At 62.7% G+C, this 18001-nt stretch carries 16 protein-coding genes and 2 pseudogenes; 13 read left to right on the forward strand and 5 right to left on the reverse strand.

The genetic code is table 11. The features are described 5' to 3' along the window. The first annotated feature begins 99 nt into the window (after positions 1-99). Positions 100-996, forward strand: coding sequence for a transcriptional activator NhaR (nhaR, locus tag KHO53_RS00905; protein WP_010222444.1), 897 nt, complete (start codon positions 100-102; stop codon positions 994-996). Here nhaR and KHO53_RS00910 read toward each other — a convergent pair. After that, complete coding sequence (locus KHO53_RS00910; protein WP_036996275.1) at positions 986-2140, reverse strand: MFS transporter; 1155 nt, start codon at positions 2138-2140, stop codon at positions 986-988. The genes nhaR and KHO53_RS00910 overlap by 11 nt on opposite strands. 213 nt (positions 2141-2353) lie before the next feature. Between KHO53_RS00910 and sstT the strand changes: the two genes are divergently transcribed. Together sstT and KHO53_RS00920 are read left to right on the forward strand one after the other, a co-directional pair. Further along, entirely contained in the window at positions 2354-3565 is a 1212-nt protein-coding gene (gene sstT / locus KHO53_RS00915) for a serine/threonine transporter SstT (RefSeq protein ID WP_010222446.1), read from the forward strand. A gap of 96 nt (positions 3566-3661) precedes the next feature. Continuing rightward, a complete protein-coding gene (locus KHO53_RS00920) occupies positions 3662-4306 on the forward strand; it encodes a YceH family protein (protein ID WP_036996277.1) in 645 nt (214 codons plus the stop codon). A 153-nt stretch (positions 4307-4459) separates the two neighbouring features. Here KHO53_RS00920 and KHO53_RS00925 read toward each other — a convergent pair whose 3' ends face one another. Then, a complete protein-coding gene (locus tag KHO53_RS00925) occupies positions 4460-5278 on the reverse strand; it encodes a shikimate 5-dehydrogenase (RefSeq protein ID WP_100782416.1) in 819 nt (272 codons plus the stop codon). A gap of 158 nt (positions 5279-5436) precedes the next feature. On the opposite strand from KHO53_RS00925, the gene KHO53_RS00930 reads away from it, so the two are divergent. From KHO53_RS00930 to KHO53_RS00940, 3 genes are all read left to right on the forward strand, one after another. Then, positions 5437-5787, forward strand: coding sequence for a hypothetical protein (locus tag KHO53_RS00930; RefSeq protein WP_010222450.1), 351 nt, complete (start codon positions 5437-5439; stop codon positions 5785-5787). A gap of 95 nt (positions 5788-5882) precedes the next feature. Then, complete coding sequence (locus KHO53_RS00935; protein WP_010222451.1) at positions 5883-6065, forward strand: hypothetical protein; 183 nt, start codon at positions 5883-5885, stop codon at positions 6063-6065. A 147-nt stretch (positions 6066-6212) separates the two neighbouring features. Then, on the forward strand, positions 6213-7181 hold the full coding sequence (locus KHO53_RS00940; protein ID WP_100782415.1) for a Gfo/Idh/MocA family protein: 969 nt from the start codon (positions 6213-6215) through the stop codon (positions 7179-7181). Positions 7182-7197: 16 nt separating this feature from the next. Here the strand turns inward: KHO53_RS00940 and KHO53_RS25550 are convergent. After that, positions 7198-7335: pseudogene (locus KHO53_RS25550) on the reverse strand (N-acetyltransferase); the annotation flags it as partial. A 282-nt stretch (positions 7336-7617) separates the two neighbouring features. Here KHO53_RS25550 and KHO53_RS00945 point away from each other — a divergent pair. Then, positions 7618-8184, forward strand: a complete 567-nt coding sequence (locus KHO53_RS00945) for a hypothetical protein (RefSeq protein WP_010222453.1) — start codon at positions 7618-7620, stop codon at positions 8182-8184. 15 nt (positions 8185-8199) lie between these two features. On the opposite strand, the pseudogene KHO53_RS00950 reads toward KHO53_RS00945, so the two are convergent. Further along, positions 8200-8406, reverse strand: a pseudogene (locus KHO53_RS00950) (DUF6434 domain-containing protein). Between the two features lie 405 nt (positions 8407-8811). On the opposite strand from KHO53_RS00950, the gene pbpG reads away from it, so the two are divergent. Next, complete coding sequence (gene pbpG, locus KHO53_RS00955) at positions 8812-9735, forward strand: D-alanyl-D-alanine endopeptidase (protein ID WP_026001274.1); 924 nt, start codon at positions 8812-8814, stop codon at positions 9733-9735. Positions 9736-10574: 839 nt separating this feature from the next. On the opposite strand, the gene KHO53_RS00960 is transcribed toward pbpG, so the two are convergent. Next, positions 10575-11018, reverse strand: a complete 444-nt coding sequence (locus tag KHO53_RS00960; protein ID WP_010222456.1) for a hypothetical protein — start codon at positions 11016-11018, stop codon at positions 10575-10577. A gap of 186 nt (positions 11019-11204) precedes the next feature. On the opposite strand from KHO53_RS00960, the gene pvdM reads away from it, so the two are divergent. The 5 genes from pvdM (at position 11205) to KHO53_RS00985 (ending at position 17897) form a co-directional block, all read left to right on the forward strand. Next, the gene (gene pvdM, locus KHO53_RS00965) at positions 11205-12566 is read left to right on the forward strand and encodes a pyoverdine-tailoring dipeptidase-like protein PvdM (protein WP_010222457.1); all 1362 of its coding nucleotides are present in this window, start codon (positions 11205-11207) and stop codon (positions 12564-12566) included. A gap of 18 nt (positions 12567-12584) precedes the next feature. Further along, entirely contained in the window at positions 12585-13856 is a 1272-nt protein-coding gene (pvdN, locus tag KHO53_RS00970; RefSeq protein ID WP_010222458.1) for a pyoverdine-tailoring periplasmic protein PvdN, read from the forward strand. 27 nt (positions 13857-13883) lie between these two features. After that, positions 13884-14738 carry a dihydropyoverdine dehydrogenase gene (pvdO, locus tag KHO53_RS00975; RefSeq protein WP_213570597.1) on the forward strand — a complete coding sequence of 285 codons (855 nt, stop codon included), beginning with the start codon at positions 13884-13886 and terminating at the stop codon, positions 14736-14738. Between the two features lie 154 nt (positions 14739-14892). After that, entirely contained in the window at positions 14893-16233 is a 1341-nt protein-coding gene (locus KHO53_RS00980; RefSeq protein WP_213569856.1) for a lysine N(6)-hydroxylase/L-ornithine N(5)-oxygenase family protein, read from the forward strand. A 14-nt stretch (positions 16234-16247) separates the two neighbouring features. Next, complete coding sequence (locus KHO53_RS00985; protein WP_036996283.1) at positions 16248-17897, forward strand: cyclic peptide export ABC transporter; 1650 nt, start codon at positions 16248-16250, stop codon at positions 17895-17897. Positions 17898-18001 lie beyond the last annotated feature (104 nt).

Consider the following 18001-nt stretch of genomic DNA (forward strand, 5'->3'; position numbering starts at 1 on the left):
GGGGCACCGTGATGGCAAGGGATTCTAAAGAGACGAATACATCAGGAAAATTCGTATTTTCAGCGGTTATACTTCGGTTTTTACGAATCGGGAATCGGCATGCTCAATTACCGCCAACTGCATTACTTCTGGGTGGTGGCCAAGACCGGCAGCATCGTGCGCGCCTGCGAGCAACTGAACCTGACCCCGCAAACCATCAGCGGGCAGATCACCCTGCTCGAACAAACCTATGGCATCGAGTTGTTTCGCCGGGTCGGGCGCCAGCTGGAACTGACCGAGAGCGGCCGGCAAACCCTGGCCTACGCCGAACAGATGTTCCAGATTGGCGGTGAGCTGGAGGCGATGCTGCGGGCCCGGCCGGATGAACAGCAGATCCTGTTCCGGGTTGGCGTGGCCGATGTGGTGCCCAAGTCCATCGTCTATCGCCTGCTGGCGCCGACCATGGACATGGAGGACGCCCTGCGCCTGAGCTGCCGTGAAGACAAACTCGAGCGCTTGCTGGCGGACCTGGCGATCCAGCGCCTGGACCTGGTGATTTCCGACAGCCCGATGCCCAGCCACCTGGACATCAAGGGCTACAGCCAGAAGCTCGGTGAATGCGGGATCAGTTTTTTTGCCACGCCCGCACTGGCCGAACAGTACGGGCGTACCTTCCCGGCCTGCCTGCAACACGCGCCGCTGCTGATCCCCGGCCAGGAAACCGTGGTGCGCAGCCGTCTGCTGCGCTGGTTCGCCGAACAGCAACTGCAGCCGCGGATCGTCGGCGAGTTCGACGACAGCGCCTTGATGCAGGCTTTCGGCCAATCCGGCAGCGGCATTTTCATCGCCCCCAGCGTGATTGCCGACGAGGTGTGCAAGCAGTATGGCGTCGAACTGATCGGCCAGACCGACGCGGTCAACGAATCCTTCTATGCCATCTCGGTGGAGCGCAAGGTCAAGCACCCGGGCATCGTCGCCATCACCGAAGGCGCCCGGCGCCAGTTGTTCAATTGGTAGCCGGCTGCAGGCGCGGGCTCGTCAGCCCCAGCGCCAGCAGCACCGACAAGCCAATAAGGATGGCGGCGGCATAACCGAGGTTGGCCAGGCCCAGGGTGTCGATCACCCGCCCGCCAATCACCGCGCCCAGGCCGATGCCCAGGTTGGCTCCGGCGATGTTCAGCGATGCGGCAAAGGCCGGGGCCTGGGGCGCGGCCTTGATCAACCGCACATGGCTGACCAGGAACAGCGCCGCCTGGGTCATGCCCCAGATCCCCAGCGCCAGGCCCAACCCGTACACCGTATGGATCGCCGGGACCACGGCAATCATGCCGACCATCATCAGGGCACAGAAAGCAGCCGAGGCTTTCAACGGATGCCGATCGACCGCGCGACCACCCAGGCTGTTGCCGATCAAGCCGACCGCACCAAAGCCCATCAGGCACCAGCCGACCAGCGCGCCGTCAAAGCCGGCCAGGCGCTCGAGCATGTCGGCCAGGTAGGTGTAGGCGGTGAACATGCCGCTGAACACCAGCACCGAGAGCAGCACATGGCCTTGCAGCAGGCGGCTGCGCAGGATGCCGAACTGGCCAAGCAGTGAAGTGGCCTGGTTGTGCCGGGGCGTGCGCGGCAGGTAGACGTACAGCAGCAAGGCCTTGGCCAGGGCCAGCAGCGCCAGCACCGCAAAGGCCGCGCGCCACCCCAGGGCATCGCCGATCAGGGTGCCGACCGGAATGCCGAACACCGTGGCGCAGACCACGCCAAAGCTGATCTTGGAGATGGCCCGGCCGGCATAGGCCGGGCCGACGATATCCACCGCCGTCTCACTGGCCAGGGCCCAGAACACCGGCAAACCCAGTGCCGGGATCAGGCGCGCCACGCCCATCACATAGAGGTTGTCAGCGATGGCTGCCAGGGCGTTGGACGCCGCGAACACCAGCAAAATGCCAACAAACAGCCGCTTGCGCTCGAATCGCGCCGCCCAGGCGGTGAGGAACGGGCCAAAGCAGGCCACGGTGAAGGCGAACAGGGTCACCAGCAGGCCCGCCTGAGACACGCTGACCTCAAGGTCGCGGGCAATGCCCGGCAGCAGGCCGACGATGACAAACTCGGTGGTCAACACAGTGAAGCCGGCCGCAGCCAGCAACAGGATGGGCAATAACATCTACACTCCGCAGCTGAACAAAAACGGCCAAGGCCGTTTGTAAAGGGCGCGCATACTACACGCCCGTCCTACCGTCTGACACAGCGCAAATACCAAATGTGCCCTGCTGTGCTAAAGTCGCGCCCTTTTTCTCGGCCCTGCCCTGCCAGGTGCCCCATGCTCCAGCGCCGTGGTTCGCCCGCCGCCCCTGAACAAAACAGAGAAACACCTGCCATGACCCCTGTTCTAAACCTGTTGAACCGCACCAGCCTGGTGGTCCAGATCATGATCGGCCTCGTCGCCGGCATTGCCCTGGCCATGTTCGCCCCCGCCACCGCAGCAAGCCTCGGTTTTGTCGGCAAGGTCTTCGTCTCCGCCCTCAAGGCGGTGGCGCCGGTCCTGGTGTTCATCCTGGTCATGGCCTCGATCGCCAACCATCGTCACGGCACTGAAACCCATATTCGTCCGATCCTGGTGTTGTACCTGTTCGGCACCTTCGCCGCTGCCGTGGTCGCGGTAATTGCCAGCATGGCCTTCCCCTCAAGCCTCGCGCTGAACACCTCGGACGTCGCCCTGAGCGCACCCGGCGGTATCGCCGAAGTGCTGCAAAGCCTGCTGCTGAGCGTGGTCGATAACCCGGTGAGCGCGCTGATGAACGCCAACTTCATCGGCATCCTGGCCTGGGCCATCGGCCTCGGCGTGGCCATTCGGCATGCCGGGGAAACCACGCGGACGGTGGTCGCCGACCTGTCCAACGGGGTGACCTTGATCGTGCGCGTGGTGATTCGTTTCGCGCCGCTGGGGATTTTCGGCCTGGTCGCCTCGACCCTGGCACAATCCGGGCTCGACGCCCTGCTTGGTTACCTGCACCTGCTGGCGGTGCTGATCGGCTGCATGCTGTTCGTGGCGCTGGTGATCAACCCGATCATCGTGTTCTGGAAGATCCGCCGCAACCCTTTCCCGCTGGTGCTGCTGTGCCTGCGTGAAAGCGGCATCACGGCCTTCTTTACCCGCAGCTCGGCAGCCAACATTCCGGTGAACATGGCCCTGAGCGAAAAACTCGGCCTGCACGAAGACACCTACTCGGTGTCCATCCCGCTGGGCGCGACCATCAACATGGCCGGTGCGGCAATCACCATCACCGTGCTGACCCTGGCCGCCGTGCACACCCTGGGCATTGCCGTCGACATCCCGACCGCGATCCTGCTCAGCGTCGTCGCCGCCGTCTGCGCCTGTGGCGCTTCGGGTGTGGCCGGTGGTTCGCTGCTGCTGATCCCGCTGGCCTGCAGCCTGTTCGGTATCCCTAGCGAGATCGCCATGCAGGTGGTGGCCGTCGGCTTCATCATCGGTGTGCTTCAGGACTCGGCGGAAACCGCGCTGAACTCCTCCACCGACGTCTTGTTTACCGCCGCGGCCTGCCTGGCCGAGGAACGCCAGGCCGCCTGAGCCTGAACAGCAGCCGGTGCGTCCTGCACCGGCTGCTTGTGTTTTACCCTGTTGCGCACCTAGGCTAGAGGCCTTTCTTCGCATAGAGACAGGGCCATGTCCGCCGAACACCAAACCTCTTCCGACGCGCGTTTCAGCAGCAGCGAAATCCGCGTGCTCGGTTCGCTGATCGAAAAACAGGCCACCAGCCCGGAAACCTACCCGCTGACCCTCAACGCCCTGGTCCTGGCCTGCAACCAGAAGACCAGCCGGGAGCCGGTGATGAACCTCAGCCAGGGCCAGGTCGGCCAGGCCCTGCGCGCACTGGAAGGCCAGGGCCTGACCCGCCTGCAGATGGGCAGCCGCGCCGACCGCTGGGAGCAGCGCGTGGACAAGGCCCTGGAGCTGGTGCCGGCGCAGGTGACCCTGCTCGGGCTGATGTTCCTGCGCGGGCCGCAGACCGTTAACGAACTGCTGACCCGCAGCAACCGCATGCATGAGTTCGAAGATGCCGAGCAGGTCGTGCACCAGCTTGAACGCTTGATCGCCCGCGGTTTCGCCCTGCACTTGCCGCGCCAGGCCGGGCAGCGTGAGGATCGTTACACCCATGCGCTGGGGGATCCGGCCGAGATTGAAGCGATTCTGGCGGCGCGCCAGCAAGGGCCGGAGCGCTCGGCCGGTGGCGCGGTGTCACTGGAGCGGATCGAAGCGCTGGAAGCGCGGATTGCGGCGCTGGAAGAGCGCTTGGCGCAGTTCGAGTAAACCCGGGGGGCTGCTTTGCAGCCCATCGCTGGCAAAGCCAGCTCCCACAGGGTTCGGTGCCAACAGATCCATTGTGGCAAACCAGCTCCCGCAGGGTTTGGTGTACACGGATCCACTGTGGGAGCCGGCCTTGCCGGCGATGGGGCCTACGCGCTACCCGCGGGCAAACGCCACCGCCCGCGCCACCTGCTCCGCCGTGGGCCGCACCCCGGTGTACAGCACAAACTGCTCCAGCGCCTGCAAGGCAATGACCTCAAGCCCGGTAATCACCGGTTTGCCCAAGCGCTGGGCCTCGACGATCAATGGCGTCAACGCCGGCATCGCCACCACATCGAACACCCGCTGCGCCGCCGCAATTGCCTCGGGGGTAAATGCCAGCTGGTCGGCCTCGACACCACCGGCCATGCCAATCGGCGTGACATTCACCAGCATCGGCGGGCACAGGTCACCCAGCGTCGCCTGCCAGCGATAACCGCAACTGTCGGCCAACTGCCGCCCGGCCTGCTCATTGCGGGCGACGATGATGCCCTGGGTAAAGCCCGCATCACGCAAGGCACTGGCCACCGCCTTGGCCATGCCGCCGCTGCCGCGCAAGGCGAAGGCGGTAGAAGGGTCGACCTGGTGCTGCTCGAGCAATCGGCGCACGGCCAGGTAATCGGTGTTGTAGGCCTTGAGGTGACCGTCGGTGTTGACGATGGTATTGATCGACTCGATCGCCGCCGCCGACGGGTCGATTTCATCGACCAGGGCCATGCAGGCTTCCTTGTACGGCATCGATACACCGCAGCCACGAATGCCCAGGGCACGAATGCCGCCGACCGCCGCCGGCAGGTCCTGGGTGGTCATGGCCTTGTAGTAATAATCCAGCCCCATCTGCTGATACAGATGGTTATGAAAACGCACACCAAAAGTGCCCGGACGCCCGGCCAGCGAGATGCACAGCACGGTGTCTTTGCCTGGAACAACAGCCATTGAGTTCTCCCCTTCGAGCGATCCGGCATTATGCCCACGTTCGCCGCCGACCGCTGATCGGCGCTTACATAACCTTTACTCAAAAGCTGTGTGATTTTCGCAATTCCCGCAGTCTTATAAGTATCCCCGGCGTCGGGGTCGTTCTGTGAGGAATGGCTATGAACCGTCATGTTCCGATAATCGCCCTGCTGGTTGGTGCCCTGGCCGCCAGCGGGCAGGCAGCCGCCCATGGCGGTGGTGGTGGCCATTACCGGGTGGCGCCGCTGATTGGAGCGGCGGTGGTCGGTGCCGTGGTGGGTTCGGCGTTCTACGGCGGCCGCGACCGCACGGTCTATGTCGAACGCCAACCGGTGTACTACGGGCCGCCTCCGGTCTACATGCAGCCACCGCCACCGGTCTATTACCAGCCGTACCCGGTGGTCGAGCGCTACGTGCCGGTACCGCCGCCCTATTACCGCGAGCGTTACTATGGGCCGCCGCCGGTGTATTACGGGCCGCCGCGCTGGTGAAGAAATACCGCTGATGATCACTATCGAGCGCGTTGATTTCAACCGCTGCGCACTGGCCGTTAAGGTAGGCCCATGATTCACGGGAGGACTCCCCCATGGCCCCTATCAACATCATGTCCGTCATCGGCAGCGCTGTCCCCGCCTCGCTCAGGGAGCTGGGCCTGCTGGCCTGCTGGTATCTGGTGCGCAATGGCGAACCAATCTCCGGGCCCTTGACCTCACTGCCCGCCGCCCAGGCCCTCGCCGACCGGCTGGAAGGCCCTGGCCTGCAGGCCTGAGGGCCGCCAAGGTTTTATCGTGCGTTGCTCCGCACAGCCCCTTGCCCCGCCCTTTGGCGGGGCTTTTTATGCGCGGTCGATCCGTTTGCCGGGGATTGTTATCATCGCCCGAGGCTGAATGAACAGGCACGCAATAGGGACGTCGTCATGAAGGTAATCAACTGGGGAATGATCGGTTGCGGCAGCGTTGCCGAACGCAAGAGTGGCCCGGCCTTCTACAAGGCGCCGGGGTCGGCGCTGGTGGCGGTGATGGGCCGGCGCCCCGCCGCCGCCCAGGACTATGCCACGCGCCATGGCATCGCCAAGGTTTACAGCGATGCGGCGCAGTTGATTGCCGACCCGCAGATCGACGCGGTGTACATTGCCACCCCACCCGACAGCCACTGCGCCTACAGCCTGCAGGTCGCAGCGGCCGGCAAGCACTGCTGCGTGGAGAAACCGATGTCGCTCAATGCCGCCAGCAGCCGGCAGATGCAACAGGCCTTCGTCGACGCCGGGCGGCATCTGTTCGTCTCCTATTACCGACGTTCATTGCCGCGCTTCCAGCAAGTTCGCCAATGGCTGCAAGACCAGCGCATTGGCGAGGTCCGGCACCTGAGCTGGACCCTGACCAAGCCAGCCACCGACGCCGACCGCAACGGCAGCGCCAACTGGCGCACCGATCCGCAGATTGCCGGTGGCGGTTACTTCGCCGACCTCGCCAGCCATGGCCTGGACCTGTTCCAGTACCTGCTCGGCGACATCGTCGACGTCACCGGCTGCAGCGCCCGCCAGGCCGGCCTGTATGCCGCCGAAGACGCCGTGGCTGCCAGCTGGCGTTTCGCCAATGGCGCGTTGGGCACGGGCTGCTGGAACTTCGTCGCCGACCGCCGCGAGGACCGTGTCGAGATCATCGGCAGCAAAGGCCGGATCGGTTTTTCAGTGTTCGACGAGTACCCGGTGCGCCTGGACGCCGACGAACAGCTCAGCCTGCAGATCGCCAACCCCGAGCATATCCAGTGGCATCACGTACTGGGCATGAATGCGCATATTCGCGGTACGGCCAGGCACCCGGCAGTCGCAGCACAAGCGCTGAAGACCGACTGGGTGATGGATCGGATTCTGGGCCGCCAATGATCGTTTTTCACCGGTCTCAGAGCAGCTTTCGCATGAAGTAGCGGGTATGCCCCGGCGGATAGTCGGCGAGCTCACCAAAAACCGTAAAACCGAGCGTGCGGTAAAACGCCGGCGCCTGGAAGCTGAAAGTATCCAGCCAGATACCGGTACAGCCCGCGCTGTTCGGTGGGGCTGCTGGTGAACTCGATGTTGGCGATCATGAAGAGGTCGTCCGGTTGACCAAAGAAGGTCACGACTGTAACAAATGCGCACCGAGAGAAAGAAGCTGACGGGTAGATCCAGCCCCGTCAGCTTGGCAAGCGCTGGCTGAAAGCAAACGGATCCAGATGGGCGGCTGGGCCGGCAACTTGTTGATGCAAGCAATAATATGTATCATTTAGTTTCACATAAAGGGTGCGAGGGAGTGCATTGCCCACATAAAAATAAGGTCCAGGTAATGCTCAAAATGCTACTCGTGTATGGTCATCTGATTGCCACCTGTATTGCTCTGGGGAGGGTGTTACAGGCTGATCAAAAGCTATGGCGCTGGCGCAAGGATGTGTTGAGCCAGGTGCAACGTGAGTATCTTGAAGAGACTCAAAAAATCGTCACGCTCGCATTACTGGCACTGTGGGGAAGCGGCATGCTGCTGGTGCTCCAGGGTTACCTCTATGAGGGGAGCGCGTATCTGCTCAATCAAAAGCTCTGGGCCAAGGTGAGCGTTGTCGCGCTGCTTAGTCTCAATGGCGCTTTGTTGCACCGGATGGGTTTCCCACTGCTGCAAAAAACTCCTTTTGTCTTGCTACACAACTCTGCCCGCACTCGCCTTGCTCTTTTGGGTGCTCTCTCTATGAGCGGCTGGCTATTTGCCGCTTTCTTGGGGGTAGCTCGAGCATGGAATCACGTACTTCCTTACTTGCATGTAATGGGCGCTTTTACGCTGTTCTCATTGGCTGCCTGTGCAGTGGCGCTGATAGCCGCCAACGCAGCAGGCAGCATGATGACAAGGTTGACGAGACCCTGAAATGTGCCCCTCAGATCAACGGTGAGTGCGAGTCCACTCATCCGCCACTTCACCCATCGTCAAGGGCTCGCCACTTTTAATCCAGGCCATGAATGCTCAATCGAACGTGAACGACGCCCCGCATTCGCCGGTGAGGAACTGCCGGACTTTCTGCGTATTGCGGTAGTTTTTATCCAGCGGGGTGGTGCGTGTAATGGGGCCAGCGTGCCAGTCGAAGATCATTTCCATTCCTTTGGTGATGTAAATCGTTAGTCACATGAGTGGCGAGCCTAGCAGTACCTGCTGTCCGGTTCATTACTGCATCATATCGTGGCGCGCAACCCGAGGATTCACCATGGACGATCAGCATAAGAAAATCATCGGATATCGCGACCCGAGTCAGTCTGAAATCACCGGCATCCGTCTCCAGGACCTTGATCGATTTCAGCTAATGACTGATCGAAATTGAGCCAGCTGGAAAGTCAGCTAAATGGGTACAAAATGGGTACACGATTAAATCTTTTTCATGTTCCGTCCAACGGATGCAGGGCAATCGACAGGATCTGAGCCATACTCCAGAATGCAGCGGTTTTTTGGGGGAAAACCCTTGCACAGCCAACGACATAACAACTTTTAGTGAGCCTCAACGTGAAAACTTCCCTTTCGATTCTTAGCCTGCTCCTGTTGCTCACAGGTACTGCGACTGTCACGTCGACCGCTGCTGCTCAACCCCCGGCCCAGCAACAACGCGATCCGGCGAAATTGCGCCTGGCCTCTGGCAGTGCCCTGCTGATCGACCTGCAAACCAACAAGGTGCTCTACGCCAACAACCCCGACCGGGTTGTCCCCATCGCCTCGGTGACCAAGCTGATGACCGGCATGGTGGTGCTCGACGCCAAGCAGAACATGGACGAGATGCTCACGGTCACCATCGCCCAGAACAAGGAAATGAAAGGGGTGTACTCGCGGGTCAAGCTGGGCAGCCAGCTCAACCGCAAGGACATGCTGCTGATCACCCTGATGTCATCGGAAAACCGCGCCGCCTCGACCCTGGCGCACAACTACCCGGGTGGCTACAACGCGTTCATCAAGGCGATGAATGCCAAGGCCAAGGTGCTAGGCATGAGCCATACCCGCTACGTGGAACCCACTGGCCTGTCGATCAACAACGTGTCCACCGCCCGTGACCTCAGCAAGCTGCTGATGGCCGCGCGCAACTACCCGCTGCTGAGCCAGTTGAGCACTACCCGCGAGCAGACCGTGGCGTTTCGCAAGCCCAACTACACCCTGGGCTTTCGCAACACCGACCACCTGGTCAACAAGAGCAATTGGGACATCAAGCTGACCAAGACCGGCTTCACCAATGATGCCGGCCACTGCCTGGTGCTGTTGACCAAGATGGACAACCGCCCGGTGGCCATGGTGATTCTCGATGCCTTCGGCAAGTACACCCACTTTGCCGACGCCAGCCGCATGCGCCAGTGGCTGGAGACCGGCAGCACCAAGCCGGCTCCGGCGGTGGCCATGCGCTACAAGTCCGAGCGCAGCCAGGACCGTCAGTTGGCTGACTGAACAGAAAAGGGCCTGTGTATGTACAGGCCCTTTTGTGTGGTTCTTCACGGGAGCCTGGGGGCTATGATCCTTGGGTTGGTTTGGGTTGTTGAGGCTGCGAGCTTATCCATTCTATGTGGCGCCGCTGCTGGCCCCTTCCGCCTTTACGGCGGGTCCCTTTTGTTCTTGGCAAAAGGAACCAAAACCGCTCGCTCCCGCATACGGCCCTACGCTGCGCTTCGGGTTCCTTCGCTTCGGTGCCTTCCAGGGGCATCGCGGCCTACGACTTGCTACGCCAAGTCTACGTCTCGCGACTTCGGCTTGGGCCGAAGGGTGCTGCGCACCAGCCCCCTCCAGACACCTACGCTCAGCCTCCTGAAGTCGCGAAGTTACGGGCGGCGCCTGCACTAACGTATCTGCGAAAGCAGATTATGGCGTAGCCAAACTGACGCCGAAGCGAGGACCGACCTGCTTCATCTTGATGCTGATCTTGATCTTCATGCACGTACTTCCAGGCGCCGCGAAAAGCGACTTCAGGAGGCCGAGCGGAGGTGCCTGTAGGGGCAGTGCGCAGCACCTTCGGCGTTAGCCGAAGACGCGAGACGTAGACTTTGCGTAGCAAGTCGTAGGCCGCGATGCCCCGGAGGGCGCCGTAGCGAGGGGACCCGAAGCGCAGCGTAGGGCCGTATGCAGGAGCAAGCGGTTTTGCCTACTTCTTCCCAAGAGAAAAGTAGGCCGCCGTAAAGGCGGAAGGGGCCAGCCGCAGCACCACAACGAATGGATAAGCCCACAACCTCAACATCTCGCCCCAACCCCAAAATCATCGTCCCCGGGATCGCATGAAGAACCCTTTTTATGGCTCAGGCGTTGGTACTGACCAGCGAGCCCGAACTGCTGCCACCGGCTTCGGTCAGCGCCTTGAGCAGTGCCGCCGTGGCGCTTGCGATCGCCGCCATGGTCGCGCCCACCGCCGACTGCGCGGCAGTAACGGCCGCAGCCTTGAGGGTAGGTTCCATGTCCCTGGACATGACTTCCTGCAAACGCTTCTGCTGCTCGGCCAATTGCTTTTGCAGCTTCTTGATCATCTCGCGCATTTGCTTGATGTGTGCCGGCTCTTCACCCTCGCTGGCGCTTTCCTTGGCTTCTTCGGCCTTGCCGCTATCACGCACCTTGGACATGTCAACGTTGACCGCACCCTGCGCCTCCAACCCGGCCGTTTTTTCCTGCCCGGTGATGGTGATGCCTGTGCCGATGCCGCTGTTCAAAGGGGTCCCGTTGATTGAGACGGCGCTAAAACCTGCCATGTTTCTATCATCCTGATGGTATTGGGGTTAGCCCGGCTATCGACCGTACACGCAGAAACTTGAGCCAGACCGGCGCCTGGATAAATTTGCCCAAGCGCCATTCGTCCCTCCTGATACCCGTGCTTTGCCCCCGGCACGCCAGTGCACCGGGCAAGCCGTTCCGATCAGCCCAGTGTCGAGATGGCAATGACCAAGACCAAGACCCGTTCCCGCAAAGCCCTGTACATCGGCCTGCCGCTCGCCCTGGCGGTGGCACTGGGCGCGGCCGCAGCCGGTTACCTGTACTACAAGCAGGCGGCCGGCTACCCGCGCCCGATCGTCGAGCAGGCCAATGCCCTGCATGAGCACATGCTGACGTTCGACAGCCACATCACCGTGCCGCTCAAGTTCGGTAACGAGGGTAACGAATTCGACAAGGACGGTCCCGGCCAGTTCGACCTGGTCAAGGCCGGCAAGGGCCGGCTCTCGGGCGCGGCGCTGACCATCTTTGGCTGGCCGGAGCTGTGGAACGGCCCCAATGCCCCGCATCGGCCAACCCCGGGGTTTGTCGACGAAGCACGCAACCAGCAGGAAGTGCGCTACAAAATCATCAGCAACATGGTCCGCGACTTCCCCAATCAGGTCGGCATCGCCTATACCCCGGATGACCTGCGCCGCCTCAATGGCGAAGGCAAGTTCGCCATTTTCATCAGCATGCTCAACGCCTACCCGCTGGGCCACGACCTGTCGCAACTGGACCTGTGGGCCAAGCGCGGCATGCGCATGTTCGGCTTCAGCTATGTGGCCAACAACGACTGGGCCGACTCCTCGCGACCGCTGCCGTTTTTCAACGACACCCCCGATGCCCTGGGCGGCCTGTCCGAGCTGGGCGAACAAGCCGTCAAGCGCCTGAACGACCTGGGGGTAATCATCGATGTCTCGCAGATGTCGACCCTGGCCCTGGAAGACGTCGCCCGCCTCAGCCGCACGCCCATGGTTGCCTCGCATTCGGCGCCGCGCGCACTGGTGGACATCCCGCGCAACCTCAGCGACAAGGAAATGCAACTGATCAAGGACAGCGGCGGCGTGCTGCAGGTGGTGGCTTTCGGCACCTACCTCAAGCCCCTGAGCAAGCCGAGCCTGGACAAACTCGAAACCCTGCGCGCGCGCTTTGGCCTGCAACCGCTGCAAGGGCTGGCCAATGCCCTGATGCCCGGCGATGCGGTTATCGCCATCTGGCCGCAGGCACGCTTTGGCGAGTACGCCGGCAGCTTGTACGACATTGTCGAGCAGGAACCCAAGGCCACCCTCAAGGACTACGGCGACGCCATCGACTACGCGGTGAAGAAGATGGGCATCGACCATGTCGGTATCAGTTCCGACTTCAACGACGGTGGCGGCCTGGAGGGCTGGAAGGATGTCAGCGAGATCCGCAACGTGACGGCCGAGCTGCTCAGCCGCGGTTACTCCGAAGCCGACATCGCCAAGCTCTGGAGCGGCAATTTCCTGCGGGTCTGGGACCAGGTGCAACGAGCCGCCCGCCCCATTGCCAGCACCTCTACTCCTTGAATCCAGGCAGCTTTAGACATGACTGACCGTCGCACCTTTCTCAAGCAGGCCGGCCTGCTCGCCGCCAGCCTGCCGCTGTTGCCCCAGGCCCTGGCAGCCGCGCCGGCGCCACTGAGCGGCAAGGACAAATGGCACAACCTGCGCCAGCTGTTTCCCCTGGACCCGGCCTATGCGCACTTCGCCAACTTTCTGGTCACCGCCCACCCGCGCCCGGTGCAGGAGGCCATCGACTACTACCGCGCCGAGATCGACCGCAACCCGGCGCACTGGGTTGACTGGGAAACCCAGATCGAATGGCAGCGCGAAGGTGAGGTGCGCGACTGGGCAGCCCGTTACCTGGCGGTACGCCCGCGGCAGATCGCCCTGACCGGCAGCACCACCGAAGGCCTGGGAATGATCTATGGCCGCCTCAAAGTCGCCCCCGGCCAGGAAATTCTCACCACCGAGCACGAACACTATGCGACCCGCAAAGCCCTGGCGTTCCGCCAGCGTCATGAGGGCACCCAGGTGCGCAAGCTGCGGCTGTTCCAGCAGCCACGGGAGATTTCCACCGACCAGGTGCTGAGCACCCTCGACCAGGCCATCAACGCCAACACCCGGGTGCTGGGCATGACCTGGGTGCACTCCGGCAGCGGGGTGAAATTGCCCATTGGCCAAATCGGCGAACTGGTGCGCCAGCACAATCGCGACCGTGACGAAGACCGGCGCATTCTCTACGTGGTGGACGGCGTGCACGGCTTCGGCGTGGAGGACGCCAACTTTGCCGATTTCAACTGCGACTATTTCATTTCCGGCACCCACAAGTGGATGTTCGGCCCGCGCGGCACCGGGATCATCTGCGCCGCCTCCGAGCAGATGAGCAACCTGGTGCCAACCTTTGCCACGTTCTCCGAGGATGAGGACTTTGCCACCATCATGACCCCGGGCGGCTACCACGCCTTCGAGCACCGCTGGGCACTGGGCAAGGCCTTCGAACTGCACCTGCAACTGGGCAAGGCCGAGGTTCAGGCGCGTATCCACCAGCTCAACGATTACCTCAAGCAGCGCCTGCTCGAACACAAGGCCATCGAGCTGGTGACCCCGCTCAGCCGCGAACACTCGGCCGGCTTCACCTTCATTCGGGTCAAGGGCCAGGACCCCGACGCCCTGGCCAATTACCTCACCAGCAACCGCATCGTCGTCGACGCCGTCGACCGCGACGCCGGCCCAGTGCTGCGCATGGCCCCGGGGCTGCTCAACAACGAGCAGGAAATCGACCGGGCCATGGCCCTCCTGATCAAGAAACTCTGAAAAGGCTCGCTCATGTCCGCACCCTTGATGTACCGCCTCTCCCTGGCCGCCCTGCTCACCGCACTTGGCTTATCGAGTGCCCAGGCCGCCAACGCCCAGACACCGGGTACGGTGTTTCGCGATTGCAAGGCAGCCTGCCCGGAAATGGTCGTGCTACCCGCCGGCAGTTATCAGATGGGCACCCCCGATGACGAAGTCGGGCGCCAGCCCGATGAAGGCCCGCTGCACACCGTGACGTTCGCCAAACCCTTCGCCATCAGCCGCTTTCAGGTGACCGCTGGCGAGTGGGACGCCTACCTGCGTGAGTCCGGCGTGGTGATTGCCGACGGCGACACCCGCCCCGGCCGCGAATGCAAGGCGAGCACACCGCGCTATGAACAAAAGCCACGCCAGCCGGCGGTGTGCATGAGCTACCACGATGTCCAGGCCTACACTGAGTGGCTGTCGAAAAAGACCGGCAAGCACTACCGCATGGTCAGCGAGGCAGAGCGCGAATACGCCGCCCGCGCCGGCAGCAGCGGGCCGTTCCCCTTTGCCATGGACCCTGGCGCCGACTATCAGATCACCCGCAACGCCAACACCTACGGCCCGCGTGACGGCTTCAGCTTCAGCTCGCCGGTGGGCAGCTACCCGGCCAACGCCTTTGGCGTCTACGACATGCACGGCAATGTCTACGAGTGGGTTGCCGACTGCTGGCACGAAAACTATGTCGGCGCCCCCAGCGACGGCAGCGCCTGGGTGGAACCTGGCTGCACCACCCGCCACATTCGCGGTAACGACTGGGGCGAGGCACCGATCTTTTCCCGCTCCGGCAATCGCAATGATCGCCCGGCCGATATCCGCGGCGACTGGCTTGGCCTGCGCGTAGCCCGCGAACTCTGATGCCTGGCGCATGGCCCGGAAGCCACCGGGCCGCGCGCTAAATTCCCCGTCTATCCACTCGTTTCAAACGGTAGATCCCCCGCTGCCATCGACCGCAGCGGGGCCTGCTTGCCATCGCACCCGCCCCGAATTTCTCCTTCAAGGAATCGACGACATGAGCCAGACGACTTCGCACGATACCCTCCACGATCTGATCAGCGTGGGCTTCGGCCCTTCCAACCTGGCCCTGGCCATTGCCCTGCAGGAGCGCGCGCAAAGCAGCGGCCAGGCACTCAAGGCACTGTTTATCGACAAGCAGCAGGACTACCGCTGGCACGGCAACACCCTGGCCACCCAGAGCGAGCTGCAGATTTCCTTCCTCAAGGACCTGGTCTCGCTGCGCAACCCCACCAGCCCCTACAGCTTCGTCAACTACCTGCACAAGCAAGGGCGCCTGGTCGACTTCATCAACCTGGGCACCTTCTATCCCTGCCGCCTGGAGTTCAACGACTACCTGCGCTGGGTTGCCGAGCACTTTGCCGACCAGGCCGTCTACGGTGAAGAAGTGGTGCGCATCGAGCCGCACTTCAACGGCGACGCCATCGACCTGCTCAAGCTGGTCTCGCGTGACAGCCAGGGCCGCGAGCACAGCCGCCTGACCCGCTCGGTGGTGGTCGGCAGCGGTGGCTCGCCACGTATTCCCAAGCTTTTCGCACCGTTCAAGCAAGACCCGCGGGTGTTCCACCACTCCCAGTACCTGGCGGCGCTCGAACAGCTGCCGTGCGCCCAGGGCCAGGCCATGCGCATCGCCATCATCGGCTCCGGACAAAGCGCGGCCGAGGCCTTCATCGACCTCAACGACAGCTTCCCGTCGGTGAAGGTCGACATGATCCTGCGCTCCTCGGCCCTCAAGCCTGCCGATGACAGCCCGTTCGTCAACGAGATCTTCGCCCCGGCCTACACGGACCTTGTGTTCGAGCAACAACCCCAGGACCGCGAAAAACTCATCGAGCAATACCACAACACCAACTACTCGGTGGTTGACGTCGACCTGATCGAGCGCATCTACGGCATCCTCTACCGGCAGAAAGTCGCGCACCAGTTCCGCCACTCGGTACTCTGCCGCCGTGAAGTGGAAGCGGTCTCGGCCACCGACCAGGGCATCGAACTGACCCTGCGCGATCACGCCACCGGCAAGGATCAGACCCACCGGTATGACGCGGTGATTCTGGCCACCGGCTACGAGCGCCGCTCGCACCGCGAGCTGCTGGCGCCGCTGCAGGAGTACCTGCAGGACTTCCAGGTCGATCGCCATTACCGCGCCCTGAGCGATCCACGCCTGAAAGCGGGCATCTACCTGCAAGGTTTCTGTGAGGCCTCCCACGGCCTGAGCGACACCCTGCTGTCAGTACTGCCGGCGCGCGCCGACGAGATCAGCCAGGCGCTGTACCACGCGCAGGACACGCCGCGCACCCTGCGCGAGAGCCCGCTGGCCGCCGACCTCATCAACGCCTGAAGCGAGAGACGTCAATGACCCGTCCATCCCGCAGCGCCGTTCGCGACCTGTTCGGCCTGCTCAAACCGTTCTGGCCGCTGGTGGCGATGTCCATCGCCCTGGGCATGGTCGGCGGCATCAGCGTCACCACGCTGCTGGCGACCATCAACAGCGCCCTGCACAGCGACAGCGGCCTGACCCAGGGCGTTGTCCTGGGTTTTGCCGGGTTGTGCCTGCTGGCGCTGCTCAGCACCATCTGCTCCGACATCGGCACCAACCACGTCGGTCAGCACATCATCGCCAAACTGCGCAAGACACTGGGCGAGAAGGTGCTCGCCGCGCCCATCGACCAGATCGAGCGATACCGCAGCCACCGCTTGATTCCGGTGCTCACCCATGACGTCGACACCATCAGCGATTTTGCCTTCGCCTTTGCCCCGCTGGCGATTTCCCTGACCGTGGTGCTCGGCTGCCTGGGCTACCTGGCGATGCTGTCGTGGCCGATGTTCCTGCTGATCCTGCTGGCCATTGCCCTGGGCACCGCCGTGCAATTCATCGCCCGCGCACGCGGCCTGAAAGGCTTTGAAGCGGCGCGTGAAGCCGAGGACGAACTGCAAAAGCACTACCACGCCATCGCCGAAGGGGCCAAGGAACTGCGCATCCACCGCCCACGGCGCCAGCGCATGTTCGTCCAGGGCATCCAGGGCACCGCCGAACGGATCTGCGCCACGCAGATCCGCTCGATCAACACCTTCGTGATCGCCAAGAGCTTCGGCTCGATGCTGTTCTTCGTGGTCATCGGCCTGGCCCTGGCCATGCAGTCGTTATGGCCGAGCGACAACAAGGCGGCGATGAGCGGCTTCGTGCTGGTGCTGCTGTACATGAAAGGCCCGCTCGATCACCTGGTCAGCACCTTGCCGATCGTCAGCCGCGCGCAGATTGCGTTTCGGCGCATCGCCGAACTGTCGCAGCAGTTCTCCTCACCCGAGGCTCACCTGCTGCTCAGCGACAACGGCGCGCCAGCGCCTGCGGTAAACAGCCTGGAACTGACCGATGTGACCTACACCTTCCCCCGCGTGGAGGGCTTCGAGCCGTTCCGGCTGGGGCCGGTGAACCTGCGCATCGAACAGGGCGAGATCATTTTCATCGTCGGTGAAAACGGCTGCGGCAAGACCACCCTGATCAAGTTGCTGCTGGGCCTGTACGCGCCACAAGGTGGCAGCATCGTGCTCAACGGCACGCCGGTGGTGGCCGAAACCCGCGACGATTATCGGCAGTTGTTCACCACCATCTTTGCCGACTACTACCTGTTCGACGATGTGGTCCAGGGTGACACGCAGATTCCCGCCGACGCCGACCGCTACCTGCGGCGCCTGGAAATCGACCACAAAGTCAGTGTCCGCGACGGGGTGTTCAGCACCACCGACCTGTCGACCGGGCAACGCAAACGCCTGGCCCTGCTCAATGCCTGGCTCGAAGAACGCCCGGTACTGGTGTTCGACGAGTGGGCCGCCGACCAGGACCCGACCTTCCGGCGGATCTTCTACACCGAATTGCTCCCGGACCTCAAACGCCTGGGCAAGACCATCATTGTCATCTCCCACGACGATCGCTACTTCGACGTCGCCGACCAGCTGGTGCGCATGAACGCCGGCAGCGTCGTCAGCGAACCGCAACTGGCCTGATCCCTTCGCACTGAAAAAGCCCGCGGCCGAAAATAATTTTCCGGTTTGCGGGCCTACGAACGTCTCATCCCCAGTAATAGAAATCATTATCAATCAAGTAGCCA

The organism is Pseudomonas sp. RC2C2, from assembly GCF_018390435.1.
In the GTDB taxonomy this organism is placed as follows: domain Bacteria; phylum Pseudomonadota; class Gammaproteobacteria; order Pseudomonadales; family Pseudomonadaceae; genus Aquipseudomonas; species Aquipseudomonas donghuensis.

Bases quoted from the DNA above. Each gene is read 5' to 3' on its own strand.
- KHO53_RS00935 (WP_010222451.1), top strand. From the start codon at position 5,883: ATGGCCCCTATCAACATCATGTCCGTCATCGGCAGCGCTGTCCCCGCC.
- KHO53_RS00920 (WP_036996277.1), top strand. From the start codon at position 3,662: ATGTCCGCCGAACACCAAACCTCTTCCGACGCGCGTTTCAGCAGCAGC.
- KHO53_RS00960 (WP_010222456.1), bottom strand. From the start codon at position 11,018: ATGGCAGGTTTTAGCGCCGTCTCAATCAACGGGACCCCTTTGAACAGC.
- KHO53_RS00945 (WP_010222453.1), top strand. From the start codon at position 7,618: ATGCTCAAAATGCTACTCGTGTATGGTCATCTGATTGCCACCTGTATT.
- KHO53_RS00980 (WP_213569856.1), top strand. From the start codon at position 14,893: ATGAGCCAGACGACTTCGCACGATACCCTCCACGATCTGATCAGCGTG.
- KHO53_RS00910 (WP_036996275.1), bottom strand. From the start codon at position 2,140: ATGTTATTGCCCATCCTGTTGCTGGCTGCGGCCGGCTTCACTGTGTTG.
- KHO53_RS00930 (WP_010222450.1), top strand. From the start codon at position 5,437: ATGAACCGTCATGTTCCGATAATCGCCCTGCTGGTTGGTGCCCTGGCC.
- pvdO (WP_213570597.1), top strand. From the start codon at position 13,884: ATGTACCGCCTCTCCCTGGCCGCCCTGCTCACCGCACTTGGCTTATCG.
- KHO53_RS00925 (WP_100782416.1), bottom strand. From the start codon at position 5,278: ATGGCTGTTGTTCCAGGCAAAGACACCGTGCTGTGCATCTCGCTGGCC.
- KHO53_RS00985 (WP_036996283.1), top strand. From the start codon at position 16,248: ATGACCCGTCCATCCCGCAGCGCCGTTCGCGACCTGTTCGGCCTGCTC.
- pvdM (WP_010222457.1), top strand. From the start codon at position 11,205: ATGACCAAGACCAAGACCCGTTCCCGCAAAGCCCTGTACATCGGCCTG.
- pvdN (WP_010222458.1), top strand. From the start codon at position 12,585: ATGACTGACCGTCGCACCTTTCTCAAGCAGGCCGGCCTGCTCGCCGCC.
- nhaR (WP_010222444.1), top strand. From the start codon at position 100: ATGCTCAATTACCGCCAACTGCATTACTTCTGGGTGGTGGCCAAGACC.
- KHO53_RS00940 (WP_100782415.1), top strand. From the start codon at position 6,213: ATGAAGGTAATCAACTGGGGAATGATCGGTTGCGGCAGCGTTGCCGAA.
- sstT (WP_010222446.1), top strand. From the start codon at position 2,354: ATGACCCCTGTTCTAAACCTGTTGAACCGCACCAGCCTGGTGGTCCAG.